Origin of the sequence: Novosphingobium sp. B-7 (genome assembly GCF_000410615.1) — a bacterium.
Classification (GTDB): Bacteria; Pseudomonadota; Alphaproteobacteria; order Sphingomonadales; family Sphingomonadaceae; genus Novosphingobium; species Novosphingobium capsulatum.
In genome coordinates this window covers 510-984 of the sequence record NZ_KE148470.1, presented here as the reverse complement: position 1 = coordinate 984, position 475 = coordinate 510, and the positions used below count along the sequence as shown (strand labels likewise).

At 71.6% G+C, this 475-nt stretch carries 1 protein-coding gene and 1 pseudogene; both read right to left on the bottom strand.

The window, feature by feature from the left end; translation table 11 throughout:
- Positions 1–253 (bottom strand): aminotransferase class V-fold PLP-dependent enzyme (locus H926_RS29405; protein ID WP_043610738.1); only part of this gene is annotated, 253 nt, incomplete at its 3' end.
- Positions 250–475, bottom strand: a pseudogene (locus H926_RS35080) (aminotransferase); the annotation flags it as partial. The pseudogene H926_RS35080 and the gene H926_RS29405, both read right to left, overlap by 4 nt.

Genomic DNA, 475 nt, shown 5'->3' with positions numbered 1-475 from the left:
CGCCCGCGATGGCCAGATTGAGCGCCTCGGTCGCGCCCGAGGTGAAGATCACCCGCCCGCTTGGCGGAAACAGCGCGGCCACTTGCGCACGGGCCCCCTCCCCCGCCGCTGCAGCCGCGCGGCCCGGGCGGTGCGGGCTGTGTGGATTGGCAAAGCCGGCGCGCACGTCCTCGGGGCCGGCCAGCCACGGCAACATCGCGGCCCGCGCTTGCGGGGCGAGCGGCGTGGTCGCCTGGTAATCGAGGTAGATCACGCCAGCCCCGCAATCGCGCGCCAGGCAGCAACGAAACGGCCCACGGCGTCCACCGTGGTCTCCCGACCGAGCGAAACGCGAATCACTTCGTTCGGCTGCGCCACACCCATCGCATCCAGGACGTGGCTGGTGCGCAGCGAGCCGGAAGAACAGGCACTGCCCGCCGAAACGGCCATGCCCATCCCGTCAAACCGGATCAGCTGCGCCGTGGCCGATTTGCCC